This window comes from Pseudomonas sp. LBUM1668 (assembly GCF_059695715.1).
Map to the genome: position 1 here is coordinate 4,547,647 of NZ_CP166787.1, position 26,108 is coordinate 4,573,754.

General features: G+C 57.5%; 29 protein-coding genes and 1 tRNA gene. 7 read left to right on the plus strand and 23 right to left on the minus strand.

Annotation, left to right across the window (positions count from 1 at the left end; genetic code table 11):
* Positions 1–11 precede the first annotated feature (11 nt).
* From gcvT to ACA061_RS20530, 3 genes are all read left to right on the plus strand, one after another.
* The gene (gene gcvT / locus ACA061_RS20520; protein ID WP_150601641.1) at positions 12–1,136 is read left to right on the plus strand and encodes a glycine cleavage system aminomethyltransferase GcvT; all 1,125 of its coding nucleotides are present in this window, start codon (positions 12–14) and stop codon (positions 1,134–1,136) included.
* Between the two features lie 403 nt (positions 1,137–1,539).
* Positions 1,540–1,752 carry a cold-shock protein gene (locus ACA061_RS20525; RefSeq protein WP_003227496.1) on the plus strand — a complete coding sequence of 71 codons (213 nt, stop codon included), beginning with the start codon at positions 1,540–1,542 and terminating at the stop codon, positions 1,750–1,752.
* A gap of 97 nt (positions 1,753–1,849) precedes the next feature.
* A complete protein-coding gene (locus tag ACA061_RS20530) occupies positions 1,850–2,338 on the plus strand; it encodes an RDD family protein (RefSeq protein ID WP_210554138.1) in 489 nt (162 codons plus the stop codon).
* 84 nt (positions 2,339–2,422) lie between these two features.
* On the opposite strand, the gene nadA is transcribed toward ACA061_RS20530, so the two are convergent.
* From nadA to ACA061_RS20625, 19 genes are all read right to left on the minus strand, one after another.
* Entirely contained in the window at positions 2,423–3,481 is a 1,059-nt protein-coding gene (gene nadA, locus ACA061_RS20535; RefSeq protein WP_042560632.1) for a quinolinate synthase NadA, read from the minus strand.
* Between the two features lie 271 nt (positions 3,482–3,752).
* A tRNA-Lys gene (locus ACA061_RS20540) sits at positions 3,753–3,828 on the minus strand.
* Positions 3,829–3,890: 62 nt separating this feature from the next.
* Positions 3,891–4,583 carry a 7-cyano-7-deazaguanine synthase QueC gene (gene queC / locus ACA061_RS20545; protein WP_150601643.1) on the minus strand — a complete coding sequence of 231 codons (693 nt, stop codon included), beginning with the start codon at positions 4,581–4,583 and terminating at the stop codon, positions 3,891–3,893.
* A 1-nt stretch (position 4,584) separates the two neighbouring features.
* The gene (gene queE / locus ACA061_RS20550) at positions 4,585–5,232 is read right to left on the minus strand and encodes a 7-carboxy-7-deazaguanine synthase QueE (protein ID WP_047302757.1); all 648 of its coding nucleotides are present in this window, start codon (positions 5,230–5,232) and stop codon (positions 4,585–4,587) included.
* 179 nt (positions 5,233–5,411) lie between these two features.
* A complete protein-coding gene (ybgF, locus tag ACA061_RS20555) occupies positions 5,412–6,248 on the minus strand; it encodes a tol-pal system protein YbgF (RefSeq protein ID WP_047302758.1) in 837 nt (278 codons plus the stop codon).
* A gap of 6 nt (positions 6,249–6,254) precedes the next feature.
* Positions 6,255–6,752 (minus strand): peptidoglycan-associated lipoprotein Pal, encoded by a 498-nt coding sequence (gene pal / locus ACA061_RS20560; RefSeq protein ID WP_003178634.1) that lies wholly within the window; start codon positions 6,750–6,752, stop codon positions 6,255–6,257.
* Between the two features lie 52 nt (positions 6,753–6,804).
* Positions 6,805–8,085: a Tol-Pal system beta propeller repeat protein TolB gene (gene tolB / locus ACA061_RS20565; RefSeq protein ID WP_210554172.1), complete on the minus strand. Its 1,281-nt coding sequence runs from the start codon at positions 8,083–8,085 to the stop codon at positions 6,805–6,807.
* A gap of 17 nt (positions 8,086–8,102) precedes the next feature.
* Positions 8,103–9,182, minus strand: a complete 1,080-nt coding sequence (gene tolA, locus ACA061_RS20570; RefSeq protein WP_150616154.1) for a cell envelope integrity protein TolA — start codon at positions 9,180–9,182, stop codon at positions 8,103–8,105.
* On the minus strand, positions 9,182–9,634 hold the full coding sequence (gene tolR, locus ACA061_RS20575; protein WP_210554173.1) for a protein TolR: 453 nt from the start codon (positions 9,632–9,634) through the stop codon (positions 9,182–9,184). Before tolR ends, tolA begins: the two co-directional genes overlap by 1 nt.
* 23 nt (positions 9,635–9,657) lie before the next feature.
* Positions 9,658–10,353 (minus strand): protein TolQ, encoded by a 696-nt coding sequence (gene tolQ / locus ACA061_RS20580; protein ID WP_008080223.1) that lies wholly within the window; start codon positions 10,351–10,353, stop codon positions 9,658–9,660.
* The gene (gene ybgC / locus ACA061_RS20585; protein ID WP_064119107.1) at positions 10,343–10,810 is read right to left on the minus strand and encodes a tol-pal system-associated acyl-CoA thioesterase; all 468 of its coding nucleotides are present in this window, start codon (positions 10,808–10,810) and stop codon (positions 10,343–10,345) included. The genes tolQ and ybgC overlap by 11 nt, the downstream gene beginning before the upstream one ends.
* Positions 10,811–10,937: 127 nt before the next feature.
* A complete protein-coding gene (gene ruvB, locus ACA061_RS20590) occupies positions 10,938–11,999 on the minus strand; it encodes a Holliday junction branch migration DNA helicase RuvB (protein ID WP_150592864.1) in 1,062 nt (353 codons plus the stop codon).
* Positions 12,000–12,608: a Holliday junction branch migration protein RuvA gene (gene ruvA / locus ACA061_RS20595; protein ID WP_042560639.1), complete on the minus strand. Its 609-nt coding sequence runs from the start codon at positions 12,606–12,608 to the stop codon at positions 12,000–12,002.
* A gap of 115 nt (positions 12,609–12,723) precedes the next feature.
* Entirely contained in the window at positions 12,724–13,251 is a 528-nt protein-coding gene (gene ruvC, locus ACA061_RS20600) for a crossover junction endodeoxyribonuclease RuvC (RefSeq protein ID WP_007912737.1), read from the minus strand.
* 150 nt (positions 13,252–13,401) lie between these two features.
* Positions 13,402–14,148: a YebC/PmpR family DNA-binding transcriptional regulator gene (locus ACA061_RS20605; protein ID WP_150598218.1), complete on the minus strand. Its 747-nt coding sequence runs from the start codon at positions 14,146–14,148 to the stop codon at positions 13,402–13,404.
* 133 nt (positions 14,149–14,281) lie between these two features.
* Positions 14,282–16,057 (minus strand): aspartate--tRNA ligase, encoded by a 1,776-nt coding sequence (gene aspS / locus ACA061_RS20610; protein WP_150592862.1) that lies wholly within the window; start codon positions 16,055–16,057, stop codon positions 14,282–14,284.
* A gap of 108 nt (positions 16,058–16,165) precedes the next feature.
* The gene (locus ACA061_RS20615; protein WP_042560642.1) at positions 16,166–16,387 is read right to left on the minus strand and encodes an FmdB family zinc ribbon protein; all 222 of its coding nucleotides are present in this window, start codon (positions 16,385–16,387) and stop codon (positions 16,166–16,168) included.
* A 131-nt stretch (positions 16,388–16,518) separates the two neighbouring features.
* The gene (locus tag ACA061_RS20620; RefSeq protein ID WP_150601647.1) at positions 16,519–16,857 is read right to left on the minus strand and encodes a ribbon-helix-helix domain-containing protein; all 339 of its coding nucleotides are present in this window, start codon (positions 16,855–16,857) and stop codon (positions 16,519–16,521) included.
* A gap of 181 nt (positions 16,858–17,038) precedes the next feature.
* Complete coding sequence (locus ACA061_RS20625; protein ID WP_042560644.1) at positions 17,039–17,509, minus strand: Dps family protein; 471 nt, start codon at positions 17,507–17,509, stop codon at positions 17,039–17,041.
* Between the two features lie 311 nt (positions 17,510–17,820).
* Here ACA061_RS20625 and ACA061_RS20630 point away from each other — a divergent pair, with 311 nt between their 5' ends.
* Positions 17,821–18,423: a cold-shock protein gene (locus tag ACA061_RS20630; protein ID WP_150601648.1), complete on the plus strand. Its 603-nt coding sequence runs from the start codon at positions 17,821–17,823 to the stop codon at positions 18,421–18,423.
* A gap of 70 nt (positions 18,424–18,493) precedes the next feature.
* Here ACA061_RS20630 and ACA061_RS20635 read toward each other — a convergent pair whose 3' ends face one another.
* A complete protein-coding gene (locus tag ACA061_RS20635; RefSeq protein WP_150601649.1) occupies positions 18,494–18,700 on the minus strand; it encodes a SlyX family protein in 207 nt (68 codons plus the stop codon).
* Positions 18,701–18,703: 3 nt separating this feature from the next.
* On the minus strand, positions 18,704–19,129 hold the full coding sequence (locus ACA061_RS20640; RefSeq protein WP_210700288.1) for an HIT domain-containing protein: 426 nt from the start codon (positions 19,127–19,129) through the stop codon (positions 18,704–18,706).
* Between the two features lie 884 nt (positions 19,130–20,013).
* Here ACA061_RS20640 and ACA061_RS20645 point away from each other — a divergent pair.
* Entirely contained in the window at positions 20,014–21,339 is a 1,326-nt protein-coding gene (locus ACA061_RS20645; protein ID WP_150616159.1) for an OprD family porin, read from the plus strand.
* A 226-nt stretch (positions 21,340–21,565) separates the two neighbouring features.
* Here the strand turns inward: ACA061_RS20645 and ACA061_RS20650 are convergent, their stop codons facing one another.
* Both ACA061_RS20650 and ACA061_RS20655 read right to left on the minus strand, forming a co-directional pair.
* A complete protein-coding gene (locus tag ACA061_RS20650; protein ID WP_210554140.1) occupies positions 21,566–22,408 on the minus strand; it encodes a mechanosensitive ion channel family protein in 843 nt (280 codons plus the stop codon).
* Positions 22,409–22,480: 72 nt separating this feature from the next.
* On the minus strand, positions 22,481–22,966 hold the full coding sequence (locus tag ACA061_RS20655; protein WP_042560649.1) for a YajQ family cyclic di-GMP-binding protein: 486 nt from the start codon (positions 22,964–22,966) through the stop codon (positions 22,481–22,483).
* A gap of 139 nt (positions 22,967–23,105) precedes the next feature.
* Between ACA061_RS20655 and ACA061_RS20660 the strand changes: the two genes are divergently transcribed.
* Positions 23,106–24,023, plus strand: a complete 918-nt coding sequence (locus ACA061_RS20660) for a putative 2-dehydropantoate 2-reductase (protein WP_210554141.1) — start codon at positions 23,106–23,108, stop codon at positions 24,021–24,023.
* 45 nt (positions 24,024–24,068) lie between these two features.
* Complete coding sequence (locus ACA061_RS20665; RefSeq protein WP_210554142.1) at positions 24,069–26,105, plus strand: ATP-binding protein; 2,037 nt, start codon at positions 24,069–24,071, stop codon at positions 26,103–26,105.
* Positions 26,106–26,108 lie beyond the last annotated feature (3 nt).

Here is a 26,108-nt window from a genome sequence, read left to right on the forward strand (position 1 = left end):
AGGAGCCACGCATGTCCACCGAACAACTGTCGAAAACCCCGCTGCACGCCCTGCACATCGAACTCGGCGCCCGTATGGTGCCGTTCGCCGGCTACGACATGCCGGTGCAATACCCCCTCGGCGTGATGAAAGAGCACCAGCACACCCGCGAGCAGGCCGGACTGTTCGATGTCTCGCACATGGGTCAGATCCACCTGACCGGCGCGAATGCCGCCAAAGCCCTGGAAACCCTGGTGCCGGTAGACATCATCGACCTGCCGGTGGGCATGCAGCGTTACGCGATGTTCACCAACGAGCACGGCGGGATTCTCGATGACCTGATGGTTGCCAACCTCGGCAATGATGAACTGTTTCTGGTGGTCAACGCAGCGTGCAAGGATCAGGACCTGGCGCATCTGCAAAAACACATTGGCGATCAGTGCACCATTACGGCGCTGTTCGAGGAGCGCGCACTGCTCGCGCTGCAAGGTCCTGCGGCGGTAACAGCATTGGCGCGTCTCGCTCCGGAAGTGGCGAAGATGACCTTCATGCAGTTCAATCGCGTGCAGCTGCTCGGCGTGGATTGCTTCGTCAGCCGTTCCGGTTACACCGGTGAAGACGGTTTCGAAATCTCGGTGCCGGCCGCCGACGCAGAAAAACTCGCACGCGCCCTGCTCGCCGAACCTGAAGTAGCGGCCATCGGCCTCGGCGCTCGCGATTCGCTGCGCCTTGAAGCCGGCCTGTGCCTGTACGGCCACGACATGAACACCGAAACCACGCCCATCGAAGCCAGCCTGCTGTGGGCAATGTCCAAGCCGCGCCGCGCCGATGGCGCACGGGCCGGGGGTTTCCCGGGGGCAGAGCATATCTTCGCCCAACAACAAAATGGCGTCGCACGCAAGCGCGTCGGCCTGCTCCCGCAGGAACGCACGCCGGTGCGCGAAGGCGCGGAAATCGTCAACGAGGCCGGCGACATCATCGGTAGCGTGTGCAGTGGCGGCTTCGGTCCGACACTGGGTGGGCCATTGGCAATGGGTTACCTCGACAGTGCTTACGTCACTCTCGATACGCCAGTGTGGGCAATTGTTCGTGGGAAAAAGGTGCAAATGCTTGTAAGCAAAATGCCATTTGTTCCACAACGCTACTACCGTGGTTGATTGACTGTTTCTATAAGTAACGCGATTGCGTTATGCGTGCACTAATGTGTAACGCAATCGCCATAAAACAGTGCAGTTTCTAACAACCGTTTCGAATATGAACTTTGCTTATAACGTTCGAAAACATTTGAACAAGCTAATCGTCTAAGCCTGCACTAGCGGATTGACTAAGTGCCTTCAAGCGCAGCAAAACCGGGCCTGCAAGGGGCTTGTTTTTTCTCCGGTAGTTGGCGTAGAGTTTCCTCACTGTGTTTGCATGGGTCAGCTTGGAATCGTGACCTGGGCAGTAGCCTACAAGTTAGCTACATCCCGTTCGACGTCTTCTTACTCTCCTGCAACCAGCCCCAGTACTCTTTCATGAGAAAGAGGCTGTCATTAATTTATTGCGTCAAAGGAATAAGAAATGTCCACACGTCAGAGCGGTACCGTCAAGTGGTTTAACGACGAGAAAGGTTTTGGTTTTATCACTCCAGAAAGCGGTCCGGATCTGTTCGTGCATTTCCGCGCCATTCAGGGCAACGGCTTCAAGAGCCTGAAAGAAGGCCAGAAGGTGACCTTCGTTGCAGTGCAAGGCCAAAAAGGCATGCAGGCTGACGAAGTACAAGCAGAAGCCTGATCTGTGTAACGAAAAAGCCCCTGATATTGATATCAGGGGCTTTTTTGTCCGCGCGAATCCGTAAAATGGCGGTTCCTTCAAGCGTCCAGAGGCTGCCATGTCGAAGAACCTGCTCACTCCCCAGGGCGATTTTCCTGCCGTTGGCCTTGGCCGTCGGCTGGCCGCGATGTTCTACGACTTTCTGTTGTGCACCGCCCTGCTGATCGTGACCGGCTTCGTTTACAAGCTCATTCAGGGTTTGATCATCGGTGCAGAACGCCTGCGGGTGATGACCGACGCCGGACAGCTCGACGGTGATCCGCTGTACTCGACCGTACTGCTGTTGGTGTTGTTCGGATTCTTCGCCAAGTTCTGGACCCATGGTGGGCAGACGCTGGGCATGCAGGTGTGGGGCATTCGCGTGCAGAACGCCAATGGCACCGCAATCAGCCTGTGGCAGGCGTTGCTGCGGTTTATGGTGTCGATTGCGTCGTGGCTTTGTGTGGGGCTGGGATTCTTCTGGTCGCTGTATGACAAACAGAAGCGCACGTGGCATGACATCTATTCGGATACCTGCGTGGTGCGGGTTCCGAAGAAGACGAAGTAAGTACCCACAAAAAAAGATCGCAGCCTCCGGCAGCTCCTACAGGTATCAGTGTAGGAGCTGCCGAAGGCTGCGATCTTTTGCTTTTTAAGCGTTACCGGCCAGCTTCATCCGCGCCGCCTGGGTGAAATCCAGCATCCGCTTCAAAGGCCGAATCGCCTGCGGAATCAACGCCGGATCAACAAAGATCTCGTTCGTCCCTTCCTTCAAGCTCTTGAGCGTACGCTCAAGGGTATTCATGGCCATCCACGGACAATGTGCGCAACTGCGGCACGCGGCGCCGTTACCGGCGGTTGGCGCCTCGATGAAGACCTTGTCCGGGCACAACTGCTGCATCTTGTAGAAGATGCCGCGGTCGGTGGCAACGATCAGGGTCTTGTTCGGCAGGGACTGCGCAGCGGCGATCAATTGACTGGTGGAGCCCACGGCGTCTGCCAGTTCGATCACGGCAGTCGGCGATTCGGGGTGCACCAGAATCGCGGCGTCCGGGTACAAGGCCTTCATGTCTTCGAGCTGCTTGGACTTGAACTCCTCGTGGACGATGCAGGCTCCGTCCCACAGCAGCATGTCGGCGCCGGTCTTGCGCTGAATGTAGGTGCCCAGATGCTTGTCCGGCCCCCAGATGATGGTCTCGCCGTTGTCCATCAGGCTTTCGACGATTTCCAGCGCACAACTCGACGTCACCACCCAGTCGGCCCGGGCTTTGACGGCAGCGGAGGTGTTGGCGTAGACCACGACCGTGCGCTCCGGGTGCTGATCGCAAAACGCCGAGAACTCGTCGACCGGGCAACCCAGGTCCAGCGAACACGTGGCTTCGAGGGTTGGCATCAGCACACGTTTTTCCGGGTTGAGAATTTTTGCAGTCTCACCCATGAACTTCACGCCGGCGACCACCACGGTCTTGGCCGGATGGGCATTACCGAAGCGGGCCATTTCCAGGGAGTCGGATACACAGCCACCGGTTTCTTCGGCCAGGGCCTGAATCACCGGATCGCAATAGAAGTGGGCAACCAGAACCGCGTCCTGAGCCTTGAGCTCGGCGGCGATGGCGGAACGGTAATAAGCCTCTTCCTCGGCAGTCAGCGGTTTGGGCTGTTTGGCGTCGAGGTGGGCTTGAACCAGAAGGCGTTCGGAAATCTGCGTCATGTTCGCAAGACCTGCAGGCGCTTTCGCGCGAAAGTCGAGTATACACCCGGCTCCGGACCGCTTGAGGGTACCGCCGGGAGAGTGAGTTTTATCAGGCACGGACAGCGTTGAAGCTGCGCAAGGCTACAGAATATCCCGGGGATACAAAAGATGATTCTGACCTGCGTCAGCGCAACTTGCACTGGAACAACGCACGCCCAAATCACAGGCAAAAAAAAACCCGGAAATCCTCACTTGCGTGGGCCTTCCGGATTTTCTAAACCGCCAAAAATGGTGGGTCGTGTGGGATTCGAACCTACGACCAATTGGTTAAAAGCCAACTGCTCTACCAACTGAGCTAACGACCCGCTGTGTGGTGGCGCGTATAATACTGATTTTTAAGGACTATTCAACACCTTTTTGAAAATAATCAAAAATAAGGTGTTGGATCGCTCACGCCGGCCGCTGCAAAGCCTTCTGCGCGCAGGCGGCAGCTGTCGCATTTACCGCAGGCACGGCCTTCATCGTCGGCCTGATAGCAGGAAACAGTCAGACCGTAATCAACGCCGAGCTTCACGCCCGCCTGAACGATTTGCGCTTTGCTCAGGTTCTGCAACGGCGCCTGAATGCGGAAGCCATTACCCTCGACGCCAGCCTTGGTCGCCAGATTGGCCATACGCTCGAACGACTCGATGAACTCGGGACGGCAATCTGGATAGCCGGAGTAGTCCACCGCATTCACACCAATAAAGATGTCACGAGCGCCGAGCACTTCAGCCCAACCCAACGCCAGAGACAGGAACACCGTGTTGCGCGCCGGCACGTAAGTGACCGGGATGCCCTCACCCAGCTCTTCAGGGATATCAATGCTGGTGTCGGTCAGTGCCGAACCGCCCATGCCGTTCAGGTTGATGCCGATCACCTTGTGCTCGACCACACCCAGGTCGCGAGCGACGCGCGCAGCGGCATGCAATTCGGCATGGGAGCGCTGGCCGTAATCGAAACTCATGGTGTAGCAGGCGTAGCCTTCAGCGCGGGCCATGGCCACGACCGTTGCCGAGTCCAGACCACCGGACAGCAGGATCACCGCACGTTTTTCGGTTGTGTTCAGTTGTTCAGTCATTTCAGCGCCCCGGCTCATCATTCCATAGATATTTATGCAGCTGCAGTTGCAACCGCACTGGCAGGTTGTCCGCCACCACCCAATCCGCCAGATCCCTTGCGTTGAGGTCATGGTGACTTGGAGAAAACAGGACTTCGCCGGCACGCCGGTCGAGCCCGTACTGGATCAGTTTGGAAACCGCCCAGTCGTAATCTTCCCGCGAGCAGATGACAAACTTCACCTGATCGTTGGGAGTCAGCAATTCGATATTTTCGTAAAGGTTGCGATGGGCTTCTTTCGAACCCGGTGTCTTCAGATCAAGCACGCGACTAACGCGCGGATCGACCGCCGAAATGTCGAGGGCACCGCTGGTTTCCAGCGAGACCTCATATCCGGCATCACATAGCTGTTTGAGCAAGGGAATAGCGTTGGGCTGCGCCAACGGCTCACCGCCGGTGACACAGACGTAACGCGGACGAAATCCGGCCACTTGCTCGAGGATATCGTCGAGGGTGCGCACGGTGCCGCCACTGAATGCGTAGGCACTGTCGCAGTATTGGCAACGCAATGGGCAACCGGTCAGGCGCACAAAAACAGTGGGCAGCCCGGCAGTCCGCGTTTCCCCCTGCAAAGAGTAGAAAACTTCGGTAATTCTCAATGTGTCTTGCATAGTCGCCACGGGCGTAACAGCTAAACAGGCTGTCCGCCTCCGTCAGGCACTTCAGGTAATCGCGCCAACGCGCGGATCACAAGAAGCGTGTTTCAGAAAAAGGGCGTGAATTCTAACGAAAAAACCCGCGACAGGCGCGGGTTTCTTCTAAACGGGTGCAACACCTGAAAAGCTCAGGCTTACATGCGCTGCAAATCGCGTTGGGCCAACTGAGCGGCGGAGGTACCCGGATACTGGGCCACCACCTGTTGCAGAATGCCTTTTACCTTGTCGGTATGACCGAGGCGGCGCTCTACATCAGCCAGCTTGTACAGCGAATCCGGCACTTTGTTGTGCTTGGGATACAGCTGCGAAACCTTGGCGAAAGCCTGACCTGCACCTTGCAGATCACCCTTGGCCAGGTTCACTTCGCCCAACCAGTACTGGGCGTTGCCCGCGTATTGGCTGTTCGGGTATTTGCGCAGGAATGCCGAGAAAGCCTGGCTGGCCTTGTCGAAATCCTTGGCTTTGATCAGGTCGAAAGCGGCATCGTAATACAGCTTTTCCTTGGCCGGATCAGCCGGTTCGCTACCCGCAGCAGGAGCCTGGGCGGCAGCAGCCCCGGCGCCAGCGGCAGCACCGGCAGCAGCACTTGCATCGCCACCGGCAGAAGAATTCTCAGGAGTCGCGGCAGGTGCAACGCCGGATCCTATGCGCCGATCAAGATCCTGGTATCGCTCCAGGGATTCTTGCTTCATGCGCGCAACCTGGTTCTGCAGTTCTTCAATCACACCTTGCTGGCGCGATATCTGATCCTGCATCTGTTGCAGTTGGTTAAACAGCATGCCTTGTGCCGAGGCAGGGGCCGAAGCCGCTCCCCCGGCATAGGCGCCGTTCGTACCGTAACCCGCAGGCGGATAACTGCTCCCGCTATTGTTATAACCGGAGTTGTCATCGACCACAGGAACCGCAGCCCACACCGCAAGCGGTGCGAGGCTGAGAGCCAGAACAGTTACAGCACGACGGCACGTTCGCATATCGAATTACTTACGCAGTTCGACGCGACGGTTTTGAGCCCAGGACTGCTCGTCGTTGCCGGTAGCAACTGGACGCTCTTCGCCGTAGGAAACCAGTTCCAGCTGAGCTGGGGAAACACCTTGCAGTACCAGGTAGCGTTGAACGGCTTTCGCACGACGCTCGCCCAGTGCCATGTTGTACTCACGAGTACCACGTTCGTCGGTGTTGCCTTCCAGAACAACGCGAGCGCCGTTTGCTTTCAGGTCTTTGGCGTGAACGTCCAGAGCGCGCATGGCTTCTGGCTTCAGGTCCGAGCTGTCGTATTCGAAGTAGAAGGTGGTGATTGCGCGCAGAGCAGCTTCTTCGCTCAGGGAACCGTCAACGGCACCAGTGTTTGCGCCGTAACCAGCGTTTGGATCAACAGCGCCTTCACCGGCGTTGTCGCCGCCTTTGGACGAGCAACCTACAGCTACAGCCATGGCCAGAGCCAGCGCAGCAAATTTACCAAACTTCAGCATTTCCATCGTGAAACTCCTAATGAACCCCAGTGTGTTAAGTAAAACGTGTAGCGCCCGCTCACTTCAGGTAAGGGGACCAGGACGGTTCTCTGACTTCGCCTTGAGCGGTAGGAAGCGGGAGCCTAACGCGTCCATTAATGGACACGAGCATCAAGACTCCCCGGCCCTGTTGGCGGGTGGCGTAGATTACCATGGTGCCGTTGGGCGCAACAGTAGGCGACTCGTCCAGAGTGCTATCAGTGAGAATCTTTACACTACCTCGCTGCAAATCCTGGGCTGCCACCTTGAAATTAGTGAAACCATCCTGGCGATGGATCATCACCAGCGTCTTTTCATCTGCCGACAGTTTCGGGTTGGCGTTGTAGTTACCTACGAACGTCACACGCTCGGCACCGCCGCCACTGGCGCTGGTTTTGTAGATCTGTGGCTTGCCGCCACGGTCCGAGGTGAAGTAGATGGTCGAACCATCCTTACCCCAGTACGGTTCGGTGTTGATGCCCGGGCCCGCGGTTACACGATTGATCTGACGCGAAGCCAGGTTCATCACATAAATATCCGGGTTACCGTCTTTCGACAGCACGAACGCCAGACGATCACCATTCGGCGACCAGGCAGGTGCGCCGTTCAGGCCTTCGAAGTTGGTGATCTGCTCACGACGACCGGTGTCGATGTTCTGCATGAAGATCCGCGGACGCTTCTGCTCGAACGACACGTAGGCGATGCGCTTGCCATCCGGTGCGAAACGCGGCGACAGGATCGGCTCGCGCGATTGCAACAGAGTCACGGCGCGAGCACCGTCGTAGTCCGAACGCTGCAGGGTGTAACGGGTGTTCTTCTCGGAGAAGCGTTCAGCCGTTACGTACAACAGACGCGTCGAAAACGCACCCTGGATACCGGTGAGTTTTTCGAACGACTGGTCAGCGATGAAGTGCGCCATGTCGCGCAACTGCTCGGTGGTACCGGAAACACTGCCGTCAGCCACTTTCTGTTCGGTGGCCACGTTGAACAGTGCCCACTGCACCTGCAGACGGCCGCCCGCAGGAGCGATGCTGCCGACCATCATGTATTGAGCACCGACCGCCTTCCAGTCACGGAAGATGATTTCGCTCGGCTGGCTTGGCTGGCTGATCATGTTTTGCTTTGGAATCGGCGAGTAGTAGCCCGAGTTACGCAAATCGTTACCAATGATTTCAGCCATGTCGTCCGGCAGGACGGCGCCGCCCTGCAAACCGAACGGTACAACAGCGATCGGAGTAGCCCGATCGCTGCCGCTGGTGACCAGAATGTTCTTTTCATCAGCCATCGCGATCCCTGCCATGCAGCAGATCACGACCAGCATTCCTCGAAGAAGGTTTCTCACAAGGCTAGATCCTCAGGTGTGAATGTCATCTTGAATGAACGATACGGAGCGAAATCGCTCGGCTTCATTCCCTGCATTTCTGTCAAACGTCCAATATTCTTGACCGCCGCTACTGCCGAAGCATCGAACGGACCATCGCCACTGGATTTGGCCACGCTGACCGAGGTCACCGTACCGTCCGGCAACATGCCGATTTGCAACACGACCGTCATGCCTTTGCGTGCCGAAGGTGGACGAGCCCAGCCTTCCGCTGCCCGCGCACGAATCAGGTCATCGAAACTGCCCGCAACTTCGTCGCCCTGCTCATCGGCCAAGGCCTGCTGACGCTGCGGCGTGTCGGAAAGCAAATCTGCCAAGGCCTGAGCCTTTTTGTCTTCGGTAGATTTACGTGCCGCATCCTGCGCTTTCTTCTTCGCAGCATCGGCAGCAGCTTTCTTCTTCGCTTCGTCGGCGATTTTCTTCTTCGCCTCTTCAGCTTCAGATTTCTTCTTGGCGTCTTCGGCGGCTTTCTTCTTCGCGTCTTCGACGATCTTTTTCTTCGCTTCTTCAGCGGCCGCTTTCTTGGCCTCTTCTTCAGCAGCCTTTTTGGCTTCTTCTTCAGATTTCTTCTTGGCTATATCAGCCAATTGTTTCTCTTCTGCCTTCTTGGCTTCGGCGGTCTTCTTCGCGTCATCGGCTTTTTTGGCTTCATCAGCCTTTTTCGCCTCGTCCGCTTTTTTCGACTCGTCGGCCTTCTTGGCTTCCTCGGCCTTTTGAGCCGCTTCTTCTTTCTTTTGTTCCGCAGCTTTCACCGCTTCCTGCTCGACCTTTTTCTGTTCCATCTGCTCGACTTCAGTCTGACGCGCGGCGGATTTCTTCGCCTCACCCGCAATCTTCTGATTGGTCTGGGTGGTTGCCTGACTTTTCGATTTCAGCTGGTACAGGGTCGCCTGGACAATCGGCTTGGCCGGCGGCAGCTCTGGTGTAAAGGCGAAACTGACGAACAGCATGCCGAATACCAGCACGTGCAGGACAATCGCCAGAACACTAGGCCAGAAGTAGCTTTCCGAGGCAGACGGCTCTCGCAGTGGCTGCATCAGGGGGCCTCGGTAATCAAACCAACGTTACCGACCCCGGCTTTCTGCAACCCGCCCATGGCGCCCATGACGGAACCATAGTCGACGGTTTTGTCGCCGCGGATGAAGACCTGGGTACGCTTGCCGTTATCGTTGCCAGCAGAAATGATCTTCGTCACCGCACTGGTCATCTGCGGCAGGGTCATGGCCCTGTCCTGTTGCTTCTCGGTGTCGACTTCGCTGCCAAGGTTCCAGTAATAGGTCTTGTCAGCCTTGATCGAAATGGTCAGGACCTGAGTGTTGTTGTCCTGCGGCAAGGCTTCGCTGGAAACCTTGGGCAGATCAACTTTCACGCCCTGATTGAGCATCGGCGCGGTCACCATGAAAATGACCAGCAGCACCAACATCACGTCGATGTATGGCACCACGTTCATCTCGGCGACCGGCTTGCGCTTTTTGCGAGCTCGAGCGATTAAAGCCATTGGAAATTACCTGCTTATTCTTCGCTGGTGTGCACTTTGCGGTGCAGGATCGCCTGGAATTCATCGGCGAAGGTGTAGTAACGGCCCAGCAGGGTTTCGCTGCGAGCAGCAAAACGGTTGTAAGCGATTACGGCAGGGATTGCCGCGAACAGGCCGATCGCCGTGGCGATCAGTGCTTCGGCGATACCCGGAGCCACGGTGGCCAGGGTTGCTTGCTGGGCGCTGGCCAGACCGCGGAAGGAGTTCATGATGCCCCATACGGTACCGAACAGACCGATGTACGGGCTGACCGAACCAACAGTGGCGAGAAACGGCAGGCTCTGCTCCAGTTTCTCTTCTTCGCGCGAGATGGCAACGCGCATGGCACGGGCCACGCCTTCCATCACCGCTTCAGGATCGACACCTGGCTGCTGGCGCAGACGGGAGAACTCCTTGAAACCGGCGCGGAAGATTTGCTCGACGCCCGAATCCGGATCAGGGTTGCTACCGGCCTGACGGTACAGCTTGGACAAATCGATACCCGACCAGAAGCGCTCTTCGAAGCTCTCCAGGGCGCGTCGACCGGCACGCAGCAGGTTGCTGCGCTGAAAGATCATGATCCATGAGGTCACCGATGCGGCCACCAGAGTCAACATTACCAACTGCACCACGATGCTGGCATTGCTGACCAGGCTCCACATGGAGGAATGGTCGACGACGTTAGCTTCCACGCTTTATCTCCTGCTTTGAGTGTGTACCCGGGCCGACCGCGTCGGCGAAAGCCGCACGCAAGTCTTCGGGAAGGGCCCGGGGTTTCAAACTGTTAGTGCGCACACAGGCCACCAAAAACTGCCCTTCACAGAGCAGCACATTATCCGTTGCCCGCCTGACCTGCTGTTTGAAACGCAGGCTGGCACGGTTCAATTCGATTACTTCAGCACTTACCAGAAGCTCGTCGTCCAGTCGCGCCGGCGCGTGGTAACGCGCTTCGCTGGAATGCACGACAAACAACAGGTCCTCTCCGGCAAGCTGCGATTGGGCAAAGCCCAGTTCGCGGAGCCGCTCGGTTCGAGCCCGTTCCATAAACTTGAGGTAATTAACGTAATACACGATGCCGCCCGCATCGGTGTCCTCGTAATAAACGCGACAACGATGTGCGAACGGCTCAAGCCCGTTTTGCGCGCGCATACTCTAGTGCTTACTCCTCATGTTGCCAATCCGGCCAGACAACTGTTTTTCGTTGTTTCAGGGCTTTACTGCAAAAGTACCGTCCTCTGACAGTACAAACCCTGAATAAATCGACAACAAATGTGTATTAATCGTCCACGGCATCGAGAAACTCGTCTACCACGGGCGTCTCACCCATTCGTGACGGAATGTTTAAACCGAAATGCAGATACGCATGCCGCGTCACCACCCTGCCCCGTGGCGTGCGCATGATGTAGCCCTGCTGAATCAGATACGGCTCCAGCACGTCTTCAATCGTGTGGCGTTCTTCACTGATCGCTGCTGCAAGGCTGTCGATACCGACCGGCCCGCCATCGAACTTCTCGATCATGGTCAACAGCAGACGTCGGTCCTGATGATCGAAACCATGCTCGTCGACATCCAGCAGATTCAACGCCAGATCCGCCACCGCTTTGGTGATGTGGCCCTTGGCGCGCACTTCGGCAAAATCGCGCACGCGGCGCAGCAATCGGTTGGCAATTCGCGGCGTACCACGGGCACGTCGAGCGATTTCAAAGGCGCCCTCCGGGTCCAGTGGCAGGCCAAGAATATTCGCCGAACGACCGACAATCGTCGCCAGATCCGCGGTGCTGTAGAACTCAAGACGCTGGACGATACCGAAGCGGTCACGCAACGGGTTGGTCAGCATGCCGGCGCGAGTAGTCGCCCCGACCAGGGTGAACGGCGGCAGGTCGAGTTTGATCGAGCGTGCTGCCGGCCCTTCACCGATCATGATGTCGAGCTGGAAATCTTCCATCGCCGGGTACAAGACTTCTTCGACGATCGGCGACAGACGATGGATTTCATCGATGAACAGCACGTCATGCGGCTCAAGATTGGTCAGCAATGCCGCCAGATCACCCGGACGCTCCAGGACCGGGCCCGAGGTGCTCTTGATCGACACGCCCATTTCCTGGGCGATGATGTTGGCCAGCGTGGTTTTACCCAGCCCCGGCGGACCGAAGATCAACGTGTGATCAAGGGATTCGCTGCGGCCACGAGCAGCCTGAATGAACAGTTCCATCTGCTCGCGCACCGTTGGCTGGCCAATATAATCGGCCAGACTGACCGGACGAATGGCCCGATCCTGGACTTCTTCGCGCTCGCGCGGAATGTGCGCAGCGGCGATCAGACGATCAGCTTCAATCACTTAAATCATTCCCTTCAGGGCGCGGCGGATCATGTCTTCACTGCTCAAATTCTTGTCCTTGATGGCCGAAATTGCCTTGCTCGCTTCCTGCGGCTTGTAACCCAGGGAAATCAGCGCGCTGACCGCATCGTTTTCAGCGGTGTTGACCGGCGCCGGGCCGTCCGGCTGGTTTGGCACCAGGGCGAACATGGCCGGCGAGGTTTCCCAGGCCTTGAAGCGATCTTTCAGCTCGACGAGCAAACGCTCGGCGGTTTTCTTGCCAACACCCGGCACCTTGGTCAGCGCCGACGTGTCCTGCGACTGCACGCAGCGCACCAGTTCATCGACTTCCAGGCTCGACATCAATGCCAGGGCCAATTTCGGCCCGACACCATTGAGACGGATCAACTCGCGAAAAAAGTCTCGCTCACGCTTGCCGGCGAAACCATAGAGTAACTGCGCGTCTTCGCGTACGACCAAGTGCGTGTGCAGGGTCAGCGGTTCACCGACCGGCGGCAGTCGGTAGAGGGTGGTCATGGGCACTTCCAGCTCATACCCGAGGCCATTTACATCGAGAATCAGGTGCGGCGGCTGTTTCTCAGCCAGGGTGCCGCGCAAGCGTCCAATCACGTTTCAGATCCTTGAGCGTTGGCCAGCCGTGGGCTGGCGACTGACGGAAGGCGTGCTTCAGGCCGACGACCCAGGCGCGAAACCCGCATTCCGGAAAATTTGATTGCTGATGCTATCAGAGACGCAGGCGCCCGCCACGACTGCGTGCTGCTCCCAGGCCATGCGGCAGCAGACTGGAACGCGTGTGGGCGTGGCAAATGGCAATGGCCAGGGCATCCGAAGCATCGATTTGCGGTTTGCTGGTCAACTTCAGCATGTGCATGACCATCATCTGCACCTGCTCTTTATTGGCCGCGCCCGTGCCGACCACGGCTTGCTTGACCTGGGTTGCTGTGTACTCGGCAATTTCCAGGCTTTCTTCGGCACCGGCAACAATCGCCGCGCCACGGGCCTGCCCGAGTTTGAGCGCCGAGTCGGCGTTTTTCGCCATGAACACTTTTTCGATGCCCATGGTAACCGGGCCGTAGGTCTGAATGATTTCACGCACGCCGCGATAGACGATTTGCAGTCGTTCATGCAGCTCGCCAGCGCCGGTGCGGATACAGCCCGAGGCGACGTAGATGCAGCCGCCACGTCCGGTATCGCGAACAATGCCGTAACCGGTGATGCGCGAACCGGGGTCGATACCAAGAATTAAAGTCATAACGCCTGCAAGAGAGATCGCATTCGCCTGAGGATAACTGTAGGAGCTGCCGCAGGCTGCGATCTTTTAAATAAACAGCAGAAAATCAAAAGATCGCAGCCTTCGTCAGCTCCTACAGAGAGCTTTCAAGGCTGCGATCTTTGTAGTGCATCAACCGAGCTGGGCGGCGACGTCTTCCGGAATATCCGCGTTGGAATAAACGTTCTGCACGTCGTCCAGGTCTTCAAGCATGTCGATCAGCTTGAGCACTTTCTCCGCGCCTTCCAGATCCAGTTCGGCGCTGGTGGTCGGCAGCATGACGATTTCCGCGTCATCACCTTTGAAACCGGCGGCTTCCAAGGCGTTACGCACGGAATAGAAACCGGCGAACGAAGTGAACACGTCAATCGAACCGTCTTCGTTCGTAACCACGTCATCGGCGTCGGCTTCCATCGCCGCTTCGATCAGAGCGTCCTCATCGACGCCCGGGGCGAAGGAGATCTGGCCCTTGCGCTCGAACAGGTACGCGACCGAACCGTCGGTGCCAAGGTTACCGCCGCACTTGCTGAACGCATGGCGCACGGCTGCTGCGGTGCGATTGCGGTTGTCGGTCATGCACTCGACCATCACCGCCACGCCGCCCGGGCCGTAACCTTCGTAACTCAGCTCGACCATGTCGTCGGTGTCGGCGGCACCGGCACCGCGAGCAACCGCGCGATCAATGATGTCGCGGCTCATGTTCGCACCGAGGGCCTTGTCCAGCGCCAGACGCAAACGCGGGTTGGAACCGGGATCACCGCCACCTTGACGGGCAGCGACGGTCAGCTCACGAATCCACTTGGTAAAGATTTTGCCTTTCTTGGCATCCTGACGTTCTTTGCGGTGCTTGATGTTCGCCCACTTGGAATGACCCGCCATAACTCGCTCCGAATTCTCTTTGAAACGTTGCCCGCCCTGCTCTTGCAGCGGCCGGCAAACAAAAAATCTTGAACAGCTTTCAATCTATAAGAAAGAAAAAAGGCGCATCCGAAGATGCGCCTTCAGGCCCGTCTTACTCAGCCTTTGGCGTTTCGCGCAAACGAATGTGCAATTCGCGCAATGCCTTGGCATCCACCACACCCGGTGCTTGCGTCATGACGTCGGCAGCGCTCTGGGTTTTCGGGAAGGCGATCACTTCACGGATCGACTGGGCGCCGGTCATCAGCATGACCAGACGATCCAGACCGAAGGCCAGACCACCGTGCGGTGGTGCGCCGTACTTCAGGGCGTCGAGCAGGAAGCCGAATTTCTCTTCCTGTTCCGCTTCGTTGATGCCCAACAGACGGAACACCGACTGCTGCATTTCCTTGCGGTGGATACGGATCGAACCGCCACCCAGCTCAGTACCGTTCAGCACCATGTCGTACGCGCGGGACAGAGCAGCGGCCGGGTTGGCTTCGAGCTCTTGCGGCGTGCACTTCGGTGCAGTGAACGGGTGGTGCAGCGCAGAGAAGCTGCCGTCGTCGTTTTCTTCGAACATCGGGAAGTCGACGACCCACATTGGCGCCCACTCGCAAGTCAACAGCTTCAAGTCGTGACCGAGCTTGATGCGCAGTGCGCCCAAGGCTTCGCTGACGATCTTGGCCTTGTCGGCGCCGAAGAACACGATGTCGCCATCGACTGCGCCAACGCGATCGAGGATCACGTTCAGCTTGTCTTCCGGGATGTTTTTCACGATCGGCGATTGCAGACCTTCAACACCGGCTGCGCGCTCGTTGACCTTGATGTATGCCAGGCCCTTGGCACCGTAGATGCCGACGAACTTGGTGTAGTCGTCGATCTGCTTGCGCGGCATGCTCGCCCCGCCTGGAACGCGCAGTGCAGCGATACGGCATTTCGGATCGTTGGCCGGGCCACTGAAGACCTTGAAATCGACTTCTTTGAGTTGATCGGCAACGTCGACCAGTTCCAGCGGGTTACGCAGGTCTGGTTTGTCGGAACCGTAACGGCGCATGGCTTCTTCGAAAGTCATGTGCGGGAATTCGCCGAATTCCAGGCCCAGCACTTCCTTGAACAGGTTGCGGATCATTTGCTCGGTGAGGCCCATGATCTCTTTTTCATCGAGGAAGCTGGTCTCGATGTCGATCTGGGTGAATTCCGGCTGACGGTCGGCACGCAGGTCTTCGTCGCGGAAGCACTTGGCGATCTGGTAGTAACGGTCGAAGCCGGCCACCATCAGCAGTTGCTTGAACAGCTGCGGCGATTGCGGCAACGCGAAGAACGAACCGGCGTGAGTGCGGCTCGGCACCAGATAGTCGCGTGCGCCTTCTGGAGTAGCACGGGTCAGGATCGGCGTTTCAACGTCGAGGAAGCCGTTTTCGTCGAGGAAGCGACGGATGCTGGTGGTCATGCGCGAACGCAGACGCAGCTTCTCGGCCATTTCCGGACGACGCAGGTCGAGGAAGCGATAGCGCAGGCGGGTTTCTTCGCCAACGTCGGAGTATTCGTTGAGCGGGAACGGCGGGGTTTCCGACTCGTTCAGCACTTCCAGTTCGTAACCCAGCACTTCGATCATGCCCGACGCCATGTTGGCGTTGGTTGCACCGGCCGGACGCAGACGCACCTTACCGGTGATCTTCACGACGTACTCGCTGCGCACGCGATCGGCAGCGGCGAAGCTCTCGGCGCGATCCGGATCGAACACCACCTGGGCCAGACCGTCACGATCACGGATATCGAGGAAAATCACCCCGCCGTGGTCGCGGCGACGGTGAACCCATCCGCAAAGGGTAATTTCCTGACCTTCCAGGCTTTCGTTCAGTTGGCCGCAATAGTGGCTGCGCATCATGGTAGTGGTTCGCTTCTCGTAATTCGAAATTCGGTGGAGATCCCGTCGCACTCAAGCATTGTGCGACGTGTGGAAACTCACGCGTGTCGTTCGACCTGGGCTTGAACCCTAGTCAGATTTGTCGCTACCGGCCAGATTCTTCTTGGTTCCGGTCTTGAAATCGGTTTCGTACCAACCGCTGCCGCTGAGGCGAAAGCCGGGCATGGACAGCTGTTTCTTGAGCTCTGGCGCCTGGCAGGCAGGGCAGTCGACCAGCGGTGCATCGCTGATCTTTTGAATGGCTTCCAACTGATGACCACAGGAAGCACATTGATAATCGTACATCGGCATGGAGGTGTCTCGGCGATCAGATTGCCACCGCGCGCAGGGCTTTGCGGCGAAAGAGCGGGATTATATCCATTAAATGCGGCCTGTGCAGCCGTAAGACTGCACAGGCTGCAACCTCCTTTGCAACCGCTGTTTCAGAGCGATTTCACTGGTTCAGCGACTTTGACCCCGTTCATGACACACACCACTCGTACCAGCGCACTGAAATTTTTCACCCCGCCGTGACGCAGATGCACCTCACGGTCAACGTGGGATAACAGTGAGCTGATCGAACAGCAGTTGTCTTTGGCCATGGCGCCGAGGATGTTCCAGTACACCTGCTCCAGCCGCAGGCACGTCGCGTATCCGTTCAAACGCACGGATCGGGACAGCGGCTGTACCAATGACATGTCGAATTCGTTGACGAACGGATCGAACTTCAATTCATGCTGCAAGCCGACAATCCTGTCGCCTCGCCTGTCTCCCTCTATCATATCGGTGACACTCCTTTGCCATCTCTGCGTGTTTTCAAAGTCACATCCTGTGACTTCTATAAAAGCGCAGACGCAAAGTTATATCCAGATGACTAATTGACCATCCCCGTAGGATAAGCCAACGATAGAAGTAAGACTTCGGACAGCGCGGGCATCCTCAAGGCATGCCCGCGCAATGGGGTCAGGCTTCGAGCAATGCGCGCAACATCCACGCGGTTTTTTCATGAACCTGCATGCGCTGGGTCAGCAGGTCGGCCGTTGGCTCATCGCTGACCTTGTCGAGCAGCGGGAAAATGCCGCGCGCGGTGCGGGTCACGGCTTCCTGACCGGCGACCAGTTGCTTGATCATGTCCTCGGCGCTTGGCACGCCCTCCTCCTCCTTGATAGAAGAAAGCCGCGCATAAGTGGCGTAAGCGCCCGGCGCCGGAAAACCCAGCGCGCGAATACGCTCGGCGATCGAATCGACGGCCAGCGCCAATTCGTTGTATTGCTCTTCGAACATCAGGTGCAGTGTGCGGAACATCGGGCCTGTGACGTTCCAGTGGAAGTTATGGGTTTTCAGATACAGCACGTAGGTGTCCGACAGCAGACGCGACAGCCCCTCGACGATGGACTTGCGGTCTTCTTCACTGATACCGATATCGATTGCCATGTTTACCCCCTAACGGCGATTTGGATTCATCCAAGGTACCGCCCCACTCTAGCAAGGCTGTCGATACCTCGCAGCCTCGAATCGACGCTCGCAGTGCGACAAATCGACCACTTTGCTGCCGCTGGCCGGCCTGATTTGAGTAGCTGCAGGCTTTGCTGTTAAATAGGCAGTGTGTCGCCATGCCCCATTTTCCGGGGATTTGCGCATAGGCTGATGCTGTGTCCGTGTCCACCGCCTCTTATTTTGTTCCGAAGCGAACCGTGCGCCTTCAGCTCTTCCTTGTGAGCCGTTAATAACGTGAGCCAATCAAAATGTTGAAAATCGTCCACCTGCTAATGGGCGCAGCGGCACTGCTGCTGTCGTTCATACCTAGCTTGAAATCCGAAGCCGTTCCCTACCTGCAACAACCCGATGCACTTTACCTGGCCTTTTTCGGCCTGCTGAACCTGGTCATTGCTCCAGTGATTCCTTACTGGAACAAAGGCCCGCGCCAGCATCTGCAAAATCTGGTCAGCGCTCTTCTGGTGCTGACTGTCGTCCTGCAAACCTTGACCCTGATCGCGCCGATGCCTGTCATCGCCGGCCAGCCAGCCGTGTTGTTCAGCCTGGTGATTGCCCTGGTTGCCGTGGTCGTGCACCTGGCCGTCAGCTTTTATAGATCTTCACCGGCAGCCACGCCAACCAGCTACGACATGACCAACCGCGATACTGGCACCGTCAAGTGGTTCAACACCTCCAAAGGCTTCGGCTTTATCTCCCGGGATTCCGGTGATGACATTTTCGTGCACTTTCGCGCGATCCGTGGCGAAGGCCATCGCGTTCTGGTCGAGGGCCAGCGCGTGGAGTTCTCGGTGATGAACCGGGACAAAGGCCTGCAAGCCGAGGACGTGATCGCCGCGCTGCCGCGTCGCTGATCCAAGGCATAAAAAAAACCGCGAGCAGCGTGCTGTTCGCGGTTTTTTTACGCCTGATGAAAAGACCGTATTAATAGTGTGGCGGAGGCGCCTCATCCTCGAAGGACTCGAACTGCCCGACCATCTCTTCCTGACGCTTGAGCAACGCAGCCATTTGCAATTGCAGGCGCTCGACCACCCGCTGCTGCGCCACCAGGATGTCGTTCAACGTCTGGATAGTGTCGTCCTGAAACGCCAGACGGCTTTCCAGATCGTTAACGCGCTCTTCCAGGGTCATGAATCAGCCCTCCACAAAGGTGAAATCTTCGGTCAGCACCACACGCAACTGCGCGCGAATGGCCGCCACCTGCTCGCTGTCATAAGGCTTGGCCGGGTGCTTGCCCCAGACCGGCGCCGGCCACGCTGCATCGTCGCGTTTGCGCACGATCACATGCATGTGCATCTGACTGACCACGTTACCCAGCGTTGCGACGTTCATTTTGTCGGCGTCGAACAAGTCTTTAAGCAACTCGGCCAGCGCGGTGGTTTCGAGCCAGAACTGCTGCTGATCGGCGACATCCAACTGAAACAATTCGCTGATATCGTTGCGGCGTGGCACCAGGATGAACCACGGGTAGTTGGCGTCGTTGGACAGCAACAGTCGGCAGAGCGGAAAGTCGCCGATGGTCAGCGTGTCCTGTTGTAGTCGTGAATCTAAAGCAAACACTGCGCGCACTCCCGGCTGATCTACATTATTCAGCTTGGCGGCTCACCCGACAGGCAGCGCACCAAGCGACAGAACCGCAGCATACCTGCGAATGCGCTCGCCTTCACGACGACTGTGCCCTTGCCATTCTCCGGGCGCCCCGACATGTGACATTTTGAGACACCCCGCACCAGTACGGAACCCGAACCATACTGAAATGACCGAAAACCCTAAGGTGCTCACGATCGCCCGCAGGCAGATCTGTATGAATCCGGTACAGCGCGTAAATTTTTTGCACCAAAACCGCACAGTGCGTCTACGCTCAGTGCGTCGGGCATCCGCCGAATACTCACTGCCGGGGTGAACCGGTAACGTTTTTGGTTGTCACGCGTCGATTACGGTGTAGCAACACCATACGAACAATCGCGTCAAGCCCCGACAGAAAGTGGCTTGGCGCCCCGTATTTATGAGGTTTTTACAGGTAACGACAGGCGTTCTGAAAAATAACCGCACCGACATTGCAGTTTGTGCACGCTTGTTGCATTCGTACTCATATGGACTATAAGCGCACCACGGGAAGTGGGAGCCTTAAGCCCGAAAAAAATAGTGGCAGGGCTGCCCGATGGAGATTCAAGTGTTTTGCCAGGGACTCTTTTTTAGCGATGCAAAAGGCTAGAAAAACAGCGAGAAAGTTGTCGGTCCGATTGCATCGGTACTGTGAATTTGCGACATCTACAAAGCCATCTGCGACAGCGTCGTAAAGAAGGTGAAAGGTTAGATTCGCAAGTATCGCCAACAATGTCGGCGTGATATAAGTTTGCGCCGACACAAAAAGAAAGAGCCGCCCAGATAATAAAACAGGTGGGACGGCAGTACTCTTCTAAAAACCAAAGGAGCAAATCACGATGCGCGTGATGAAGTGGAGCATGATCGCCCTGGCTGTAGCAGCAGGCACCTCGCAGTTCGCAATGGCCTCTTCTCAGGATGAAGCCAAAGGTTTCCTGGAAGACCAGAGTCTGAAACTGAAGACTCGTATGGAATACATGAACCGTGACTTTAAAAACGGTGCAGGCAACAGCACTTCCGGCACTGCCGGCTATCGTCAGGACACCGGCGTCAGCCAACTGCTGTCCTACGAATCGGGCTTCACTCAAGGCACCGTAGGCTTCGGTCTCGACGCCATGGCAATGGGCGCAGTCAAACTCGACGGCGGCTCGGGCCACCGTGGTAACGGTCTGTTCGCCAACGACAGCGACGGCAACCCGGAAAAATCCCAGGGTAAAATCGGCGGCGCAGTCAAATTCCGCGTATCCGACACCGTGTTGAAATACGGCCAGCAATTCGTTGCCAGCCCGGTTTTCGCCACTGACGACAGCCGTATGCTGCCAGAAGTCGCTACCGGTACCCTGATCACTTCCAAAGAGATCAAAGGTCTGGAACTGAGCGCAGGTCGCTTCACTTCCCTGAGCAAGCAAACCGGTATGGGCCGTGACAGCATCGGCGGTCTGCCTGATGAGAACGGTAATGGCGGCAAAGGCCTGACCAACATCAACATCTTCGGTGCCAGCTACTCGTTCACCGACAACTTCACCGGTGCACTGGCCGCCTCCGACGCTGACGACTACTTCAAGAAGTACTACGTCAACCTGAACTACACCTTGCCGATCAACGACGAGCAGTCGCTGAACTTTGACTTCAACGGTTACCACACCAAAGGCGACAGCCGTGGCGATCTGGTTGATGCCATCGGCGACGGCACCACCGGCGTGGACAACAACCTGTGGTCCCTGGCTGCTGCCTACAGCATCGGTGCTCACAAGTTCACCCTGGCTCACCAGCGCTCCAGCGGCGACAACGCTTACTACTATGGCGTTGACGGCAACAGCACCATCTTCGTGGCCAACTCCATCCAGATCTCCGACTTCGTGGGCCGCGACGAGCGCTCCTGGCAAGCTCGCTACGACCTGAACATGAAAACCTACGGCGTTCCTGGCCTGAGCTTCATGACCCGTTACGTGATGGGTGACCACATCACCACCAACGGTCTGGGCGAAGGCAAGGAAAACGAGTGGAACGCCGAATCCAAGTACGTGATTCAGGAAGGTCCTGCCAAAGACCTGTCGTTCCGTCTGCGCTACGCCATGTACCGCTCCAATGGCGCGTACAGCGGCTACTCGTCTGACAACAACGACACCCGTCTGATCGTTGAGTACCCACTGAACATCCTCTAATAGGGATGAACAGCTGACGTACTGTAGAGCACTGCTCTAACAAGAACCGCCCACCTGATTCAGGTGGGCGGTTTTTTTATGCGCGAGAAACTTCGTACACCTGAAAAACATTAGCCAGCTATCTATTAGCCAGCAAACTTTCACACCGACATAAAAAAACCCAAGAGTGCGAACACCTCTTGGGTTGGCATTAATTAACTGACCGTAAAGCCAGGTATCAATGTTGTTACTGAACAGCGCTTTCCTGAACTACGCGAATCACCCGTTGCGGAAACGGAATATCAATGCCAGCAGCTTTTAAACGATCGCGGGACTGTTCATTCAACATGAACATCACATCCCAATAGTCTGCAGTTTTAACCCACACACGCAGGGACACCGTGATCGAACTGTCGCCCAGTGTCGAAATCACTGCCTGCGGCTCAGGATCTTGCAGAACACGCTCATCCTTGGCCAGATCCAGCAGCACCTGACGGGCCTTTTGCAGATCGGCTTCGTAATCCACGCCCACATCGAACACAACCTTGCGGGTTGGCTGACGGTTGGTGTTGGTGATGATGCCGTTCGACAGATTGCCGTTTGGCACGATGACGGTTTTGTTGTCGCCGGTACGCAGTACGGTGTGGAAGATCTGGATGCTGTCGACCGTACCCGCCACGCCTTGCGCTTCGATCCAGTCACCGATGCGGAACGGGCGGAACAGCAGAATCAGCACACCACCAGCGAAGTTCGCCAGGCTGCCCTGCAACGCCAGACCGATGGCCAGACCCGCAGCACCGATCGCTGCAACGAACGAGGTGGTTTCGACACCGATCATCGAGGCCACGCTGACGATCAGCAACACCTTGAGAATGATGTTGGCCAGGCTGCTGATAAAGCCTTGCAGTGCCAGGTCAGCGTTACGCAGGGCCAGCAAACCACCGAGTTTTTGCGTGACCTTGTTGATCAGCCACCAGCCGATCCCCAGGGTAATCACTGCCAGCAGCACGCGGCTGCCGTATTCCATGATCATCGGGATCCACGCTTGGGATGCCTTGACCAAGTGGTCTACTTCAGCATTCAAATCCATGTTCTATCTCCTGATTTCCGGCTACCCGGGATGTGCACAAATAAATGTGGCAGCAGTTTCAACGGATAACGCTTAGTCGCGGAAGTTGTTGAACTGCAGCGGCATGCCGAATTCCTTGGCACGCAAGGCCGCGATGGCTTCTTGCAGGTCATCACGCTTCTTGCCGGTCACACGCACTTGCTCGCCCTGAATGGCGGCCTGCACCTTGAGTTTGGCGTCCTTGATGTGGCCGACGATTTTCTTCGCCAGCTCCTTGTCGATGCCTTCCTTGAGCACGGCGTCCTGCTTCATCAGCTTGCCCGAGGCGTACTCATCCTTGACTTCAAGGCACTGCACGTCGATCTTGCGCTTGACCAGGGCCAGCTTGAGGATTTCGATCATCGCTTCCAGCTGGAATCCGGCTTCAGCGGTCAGACTGACAGTCAGGTCCTTTTCCTTGAACTCGAAACTGCCTTTACCTTTCAGGTCATAACGACGATCGAGTTCCTTCACGGCGTTCTCGACCGCGTTGGTGAGTTCGTGTTTGTCCAGTTCGGATACCACGTCGAACGACGGCATGTAATCTCTCCAATAAAAAGGCGCGCCCGATGTGGATGGAGCGCGCTTGGCTTGCGGTTAAAATCGGGCTCATTATAACGGGTCTTTTCCTGTCGACACGCGAGCCGAGCATGCCTGTATTCAATCGAGCAAAAAACTGATGTCTACCCCTTGGCACATTCTCGGCGCCGGCAGTCTCGGCACACTCTGGGCTACACGGCTGGCTCGGGCCGGCCTGCCGGTGAGGCTGATCGTGCGCGACGTGACGCGTTTGCACAGCTATAACGCAGCCGGCGGGTTGACCCTTGTAGAAAACGGACAAGCCAACACCTATGCAGTTCCCGGCGAAACCCCGGACAGCCCCGAACCGATCCGGCGCCTGCTGGTGGCCTGCAAGGCCTACGACGCCGAAAACGCGGTGGCGCGCCTCGCCCCGCGCCTGACGCCCGATGCGGAAATTATTCTGCTGCAGAACGGCCTCGGCAGTCAGGACGCTGTCGCCGCGCGAGTACCGCATGCACGCTGCGTCAGCGCTTCAAGTACCGAAGGGGCGTTCCGCGATGGCGACTGGCGTGTGGTGTTCGCCGGCCACGGTTTTACCTGGCTCGGTGATGCCGCTCATCCAGTGGCGCCGATCTGGCTGGATGATCTTGAGGCGGCGAAAATCCCCCACGAATGGAGCACCGATATCCTCACACGGCTGTGGCGCAAACTGGCGCTCAACTGCGCGATCAATCCGCTGACGGTGCTCCACAACTGCCGCAACGGTGGCTTGCAGGCGCATCATTGCGAAGTCGCCACGCTCTGCGCTGAGCTCGCCGAACTGCTGCAGCGCTGCGGTCAACCTGCGGCGGCGGACAATCTGCAACAGGAAGTCGAACGGGTGATCCAGGCCACCGCGGCCAATTACTCATCGATGTATCAAGACGTCGCCAACCAGCGCCGCACCGAGATCAGTTATCTATTGGGCCACGCCTGCAAAGTCGCCGCACGCCACCAGCTAAACCTGCCGCACCTCAGTCAATTGCAGCAACGCCTGATCGCTCATCTGCGCAGCCTCGGATTGCCCAGCGACTGAGCAGCGGCTACGCTGGCGACTTGTTCCTTTGCTGCGAAAAACCCGATGCCATTGCGCCAGCGCCTCGAAAACCTGCCGGTCGGCCAGAAACTCCTGGCCGCCCTGCTGGTGCTGTTGACCACTGTGTTGCTGGTCGCCAACCTGACGTTTATCAGTGCCGCCTATTACATCTCCCAGGAAAGCATGGCCCCACAGGCCTTGCAGACCATCGGCCGCCTGATCGCCAACCCGAGCCTGGTCAGTGAAGCCCTGCAATCACCGCAAAGCGCCGAACGCCTGCTCAAGGAACTCGACAGTTATTCACCACTGCGCGCCGCCGCCCTGTATGACGGCAAGGGCGAACGGCTCGCGCAGTTACAACACAGCGACAAACTCCACCTGCCGGAACGTTACCGGCACATCGAAGCCTGGCAACTCACCGAATTTCGCACCAACCAGGTGATCACCCTGCCCCGCCCCGGCACCGAGCCGGGTCATCTGCTGCTGGTGGCCAGCAGCGAACTGCCGATGGCGTTCTACACCGGCACGCTCACGGCTAGCCTCGGCATCCTGATTTTCAGCGTGCTGTTGTGGTTGGTGATTGCCCGGCAGATCAAACGGCTGATCACCCGCCCAATCCATGAACTGGAAGAGCTTTCGCGCCAGGTCACCCGCGAAGAGAACTACGCGTTGCGTGCCTCGCGGGGCAACCACGACGAAATCGGCAGTCTCGCCGAAGCGTTCAACACCATGCTGTCGCGTATCGAAGCCCGTGAGCAACAACTCAAACGCGCCCGCGATGACTCGCAAGCCGCTTACGATCAGGCTCAGGGGCTGGCCGAGGAAACCCGCCACACCAACCGCAAGCTTGAGCTGGAAGTTCAGGTGCGCAGCAAGATCGAAAAGAAACTCACCGGTTTCCAGAATTACCTCAACAGCATCATCGACTCGATGCCTTCGGCGCTGATCGCGCTCGATGAGCAGCTCTACGTCACCCAATGGAACCAGGAAGCCAGCGCCCTCTCCGGGACGCGCCTGGACGAAGCACTGAACCAGCCGATCTTCCTCGCGTTCGAACCGCTGAAACCGTTTTTGCCGCAGCTCAAGCAAACGGTCGAGCAGCACACCGTGGCGAAAATCGAACGGGTGACATGGTTCAAGGACGAGGAGCCCAAACATTACGCGCTGACCTTCTACCCGCTGATGGGCGGTACCGGGCGTGGCGTGGTGATCCGTATCGACGACATCACCCAGCGTCTGTCGCTGGAAGAAATGATGGTGCAATCAGAAAAAATGCTCTCGGTCGGCGGCCTCGCGGCGGGCATGGCCCATGAAATCAACAACCCGCTCGGTGCGATCCTGCACAACGTGCAGAACATCCGCCGGCGCCTGTCCGCAGACCTGCCAAAAAATCTCGAAACCGCCGAGCAACTGGGCATTGAGCTGGACACGGTCAACCGCTACCTGCAAGGCCGGGAAGTCCCGAAACTGCTCGACGGTATTCAACAGGCTGGTGCGCGGGCAGCGAAAATCGTCACCCACATGCTCAGCTTCAGCCGTCGCAGCACGCGGCAGATGGCGCCGTGCGATCTGCCGGCACTGATTGATCAAGCGGTGGAAATCGCCGGTAACGACTTCGACCTGGCCATCGGTTTTGACTTCAAGGGTCAGGCGATCATCCGCCAGTTCGACCCGGCGCTCGGCCCGGTACCGGGCACTGCCAACGAGCTGGAGCAAGTGCTGCTCAACCTGTTGAAGAACGCCGCGCAAGCCATTCATCAGCGCGAGGAGGACAGCGAGCCAGGGCGGATCATTCTGCGCACCAGACTCAATCCGCCGTGGGCCGAGATTCAGGTAGAGGACAACGGCATCGGCATGAGCGAGAACGTGCGCAAGCGCACCTTCGAACCGTTTTTCACCACCAAGGAAATTGGCCAGGGCACCGGTCTTGGCTTGTCGGTGTCGTACTTCATCATCACCAATAATCACAAAGGGCAGATGGAGGTGCAGTCGGCGCCGGGGCAAGGTACGTGTTTCACGTTGCGCCTGCCGCTGGCCCATCCACTGCCCATCGCTGCTGAAACCAATCAACTGACGAGGTAACCC

What these genes read in the sequence shown, in the direction of transcription:
- ACA061_RS20635 (WP_150601649.1), bottom strand. Translation starts at nt 18,700, where the DNA reads ATGACCCTGGAAGAGCGCGTTAACGATCTGGAAAGCCGTCTGGCGTTT.
- ACA061_RS20605 (WP_150598218.1), bottom strand. Translation starts at nt 14,148, where the DNA reads ATGGCGGGTCATTCCAAGTGGGCGAACATCAAGCACCGCAAAGAACGT.
- ACA061_RS20655 (WP_042560649.1), bottom strand. Translation starts at nt 22,966, where the DNA reads ATGCCGTCGTTCGACGTGGTATCCGAACTGGACAAACACGAACTCACC.
- tolB (WP_210554172.1), bottom strand. Translation starts at nt 8,085, where the DNA reads ATGCTGGTCGTGATCTGCTGCATGGCAGGGATCGCGATGGCTGATGAA.
- ACA061_RS20660 (WP_210554141.1), top strand. Translation starts at nt 23,106, where the DNA reads ATGTCTACCCCTTGGCACATTCTCGGCGCCGGCAGTCTCGGCACACTC.
- ruvC (WP_007912737.1), bottom strand. Translation starts at nt 13,251, where the DNA reads ATGACTTTAATTCTTGGTATCGACCCCGGTTCGCGCATCACCGGTTAC.
- tolA (WP_150616154.1), bottom strand. Translation starts at nt 9,182, where the DNA reads ATGCAGCCACTGCGAGAGCCGTCTGCCTCGGAAAGCTACTTCTGGCCT.
- queE (WP_047302757.1), bottom strand. Translation starts at nt 5,232, where the DNA reads ATGCAAGACACATTGAGAATTACCGAAGTTTTCTACTCTTTGCAGGGG.
- ACA061_RS20645 (WP_150616159.1), top strand. Translation starts at nt 20,014, where the DNA reads ATGCGCGTGATGAAGTGGAGCATGATCGCCCTGGCTGTAGCAGCAGGC.
- ACA061_RS20625 (WP_042560644.1), bottom strand. Translation starts at nt 17,509, where the DNA reads ATGGCAATCGATATCGGTATCAGTGAAGAAGACCGCAAGTCCATCGTC.
- ACA061_RS20665 (WP_210554142.1), top strand. Translation starts at nt 24,069, where the DNA reads ATGCCATTGCGCCAGCGCCTCGAAAACCTGCCGGTCGGCCAGAAACTC.
- ybgF (WP_047302758.1), bottom strand. Translation starts at nt 6,248, where the DNA reads ATGCGAACGTGCCGTCGTGCTGTAACTGTTCTGGCTCTCAGCCTCGCA.
- pal (WP_003178634.1), bottom strand. Translation starts at nt 6,752, where the DNA reads ATGGAAATGCTGAAGTTTGGTAAATTTGCTGCGCTGGCTCTGGCCATG.
- ACA061_RS20650 (WP_210554140.1), bottom strand. Translation starts at nt 22,408, where the DNA reads ATGGATTTGAATGCTGAAGTAGACCACTTGGTCAAGGCATCCCAAGCG.
- ACA061_RS20630 (WP_150601648.1), top strand. Translation starts at nt 17,821, where the DNA reads ATGTTGAAAATCGTCCACCTGCTAATGGGCGCAGCGGCACTGCTGCTG.
- nadA (WP_042560632.1), bottom strand. Translation starts at nt 3,481, where the DNA reads ATGACGCAGATTTCCGAACGCCTTCTGGTTCAAGCCCACCTCGACGCC.
- ACA061_RS20620 (WP_150601647.1), bottom strand. Translation starts at nt 16,857, where the DNA reads ATGATAGAGGGAGACAGGCGAGGCGACAGGATTGTCGGCTTGCAGCAT.
- queC (WP_150601643.1), bottom strand. Translation starts at nt 4,583, where the DNA reads ATGACTGAACAACTGAACACAACCGAAAAACGTGCGGTGATCCTGCTG.
- ybgC (WP_064119107.1), bottom strand. Translation starts at nt 10,810, where the DNA reads ATGCGCGCGCAAAACGGGCTTGAGCCGTTCGCACATCGTTGTCGCGTT.
- ACA061_RS20525 (WP_003227496.1), top strand. Translation starts at nt 1,540, where the DNA reads ATGTCCACACGTCAGAGCGGTACCGTCAAGTGGTTTAACGACGAGAAA.
- ACA061_RS20530 (WP_210554138.1), top strand. Translation starts at nt 1,850, where the DNA reads ATGTCGAAGAACCTGCTCACTCCCCAGGGCGATTTTCCTGCCGTTGGC.
- ACA061_RS20615 (WP_042560642.1), bottom strand. Translation starts at nt 16,387, where the DNA reads ATGCCGATGTACGATTATCAATGTGCTTCCTGTGGTCATCAGTTGGAA.
- aspS (WP_150592862.1), bottom strand. Translation starts at nt 16,057, where the DNA reads ATGATGCGCAGCCACTATTGCGGCCAACTGAACGAAAGCCTGGAAGGT.
- gcvT (WP_150601641.1), top strand. Translation starts at nt 12, where the DNA reads ATGTCCACCGAACAACTGTCGAAAACCCCGCTGCACGCCCTGCACATC.